At 54.8% G+C, this 283-nt stretch carries 1 rRNA gene; it reads left to right on the top strand.

What is annotated here, in order from left to right:
- Window positions 1-283, top strand: a 16S ribosomal RNA gene (locus ACQXR1_RS22225); the annotation flags it as partial.

The following is a 283-nucleotide window of genomic DNA, read 5'->3' as shown; positions in this document are numbered from 1 at the left end:
TTATCGGAGAGTTTGATCCTGGCTCAGGACGAACGCTGGCGGCGTGCCTAATACATGCAAGTCGAGCGGACAGATGGGAGCTTGCTCCCTGATGTTAGCGGCGGACGGGTGAGTAACACGTGGGTAACCTGCCTGTAAGACTGGGATAACTCCGGGAAACCGGGGCTAATACCGGATGCTTGTTTGAACCGCATGGTTCAAACATAAAAGGTGGCTTCGGCTACCACTTACAGATGGACCCGCGGCGCATTAGCTAGTTGGTGAGGTAATGGCTCACCAAGGC

The organism is Bacillus sp. ATD, assembly GCF_050585765.1.
Taxonomy (GTDB): Bacteria; Bacillota; Bacilli; order Bacillales; family Bacillaceae; genus Bacillus; species Bacillus stercoris.
This window is presented reverse-complemented; position numbering and strand designations above follow the sequence as displayed.